We start from the raw sequence: 2,227 nt of genomic DNA, 5'->3' as shown, positions 1-2,227 counted from the left end.
GACAAGGAAGCGGCGGCAAAGTTCATCGAAGCGGTCGGGCAGTTTGAAAGGATTATGAACGACAGCGGTTTTGTCACGCTTACCCGGCTGGCGGCATCGGAAATCACCGGGCAGGACGGAAAGGCGGGCATCATCGAGAAATACTTCTCGCTCTCGCAGACAGATACCACCTGCCTGAAAGACATCGGGCTGTACCCGGAAGAAATGCGTGTCGGGGACGATATACTGTGCCTGCACACGCTTTCGGACGTGGAAGATTTGCCCGGAAAGGTCGGGACGGACTGCCGATTTGAGAAGCTGTCCACTGACCGGAGCGACTGCCGACTGTCATTCGCCGCCCCGGTGGGCGTGCTGTTGTCGTGTAACCATGTCTATAACCAATTCATCTTTATAGACGACCACGCCGAAAACCTGAAGAACTTCGAGCAGACCGCCCGGAATATGCAATCGCTCTCCCGCTACTCCCGTGCCAACCAAGTGAACAAGGAGTGGATAGACGAGTACCTGAACGAAGCCCACAGCAAGGGGCTTATCTCGGTGCGCTGCCACTGCAACGTCATGGCATGGAGTGACAACAGGGACGAACTCAAACGCATACGCAACGATGTGGGAAGCCAGCTTGCACTCATGGAGTGCAAGCCACGCCACAACACCACCGACACGCCCACGCTCTTTTGGGCGGGCATACCCGGCAACGAAGCCGACTTCCCCGCAGAGGAAAGTTTCTACACGTTCTTGGGGCAGGCTCTCTGCCTGTTCGTGGAAGAAACGAACTACAAGAGTTCGCTTTCGCCGTTCGGCATCAAAATGGTGGACAGGGTAAGCGGTCGCCCGCTGCACATCGACATATCGGATTTGCCCATGAAGAAAGGCATAACGACCAACAGAAACAAGTTTATACTTGGGCCGAGCGGTAGCGGGAAGTCTTTCTTCACCAACCACATGGTGCGCCAGTATTACGAGCAGGGGGCGCACGTGCTGCTGGTCGATACGGGTAACAGCTACTTGGGGCTGTCCCAGCTTATCCACAACCGCACGCACGGCGAGGACGGGATTTATTTCACCTACACCAACGAGAACCCGATAGCGTTCAACCCGTTCTATGTCGAGGACGGGGTATTTGACATCGAGAAAAAAGAGAGTATAAAAACCCTTATACTCACCCTGTGGAAGCGGGACGATGAAGCCCCCAAGCGGTCGGAAGAAGTGGCGTTGTCCAATGCGGTAAGTGCCTATATCGAACGTATCACGAGGGATAAATCGGTAACGCCCTGCTTCAACACGTTCTACGAGTTTGTTAGGGATGATTACCGCCGACAGCTTGAACAGAAGAACGTCAGGGAAAAGGATTTTGACATTGACAACTTCCTGAACGTGCTTGAACCGTACTATCGTGGCGGTGAATATGATTACCTGTTGAACTCTGACAAGGAGCTGGATTTGCTGCATAAACGCTTCATTGTCTTTGAATTGGATAACATCAAAGACCACAAGATTTTATTCCCGATAACGACTATCATCATCATGGAAGCGTTCATCAACAAGATGCGCAAGTTAAAGGGAATAAGGAAGTTAATACTAATCGAGGAAGCGTGGAAAGCGATTGCATCGGCGAACATGGCGGATTACATAAAATATTTGTACAAAACCGTCAGGAAGTATTTCGGGGAAGCGATTGTGGTAACGCAGGAAGTGGAAGATATTATTTCCTCGCCCATAGTGAAAGAGAGTATCATCAATAACTCGGACTGCAAGATTTTGTTAGACCAGCGAAAATATCTCAACAAGTTTGACAGCATACAAAACCTGCTTGGACTGACCGACAAGGAGCGTTCGCAGATATTGTCTATCAACATGGCGAACCATCCCGGACGGAAGTACAAGGAAGTTTTCTTCTCACTGGGTGGCACGCAGTCGGCGGTATATGCCACGGAAGTTTCGTTGGAAGAATATTTCACGTTCACGACAGAGGAAAGCGAGAAAATGGAACTGTTCGCCCTCGCCGAGAAGCTGGACGGCAACCTTGAACTGGCTATCAAGCGGCTTGCGGAAAGCAAACGCAGTCCCCAATCATCAACAACTTAAAAATTAGGAACATGAAGAAAACAATTCTCCTTTTGGCGGTATGCCTTTGCTTCATCGGCAAGGCGTCCGCACAGTGGGTGGTGTCAGACCCCGGCAACTTGGCACAGGGTATCATCAACACCACCAAGCAGATAGTGCAGAC

2 protein-coding genes are annotated in these 2,227 nt (G+C 51.1%); both read left to right on the top strand.

Going from position 1 to position 2,227, the window contains the following annotated elements; genetic code table 11:
• On the top strand, positions 1-2,085 hold a 2,085-nt coding region (locus D7V92_RS21765; protein WP_121773786.1), incomplete at its 5' end, for a TraG family conjugative transposon ATPase.
• Positions 2,086-2,096: 11 nt separating this feature from the next.
• Positions 2,097-2,227, top strand: a 131-nt coding sequence (locus tag D7V92_RS21760) for a DUF4141 domain-containing protein (RefSeq protein WP_121773785.1), incomplete at its 3' end; no start/stop codon positions are given.

Source organism: Parabacteroides sp. CH2-D42-20, from assembly GCF_003670185.1.
GTDB lineage: Bacteria > Bacteroidota > Bacteroidia > Bacteroidales > Tannerellaceae > Parabacteroides > Parabacteroides distasonis.
Note: the sequence above shows the minus strand (reverse complement) of the source record. Positions and strands in the feature narration are given on the sequence as shown.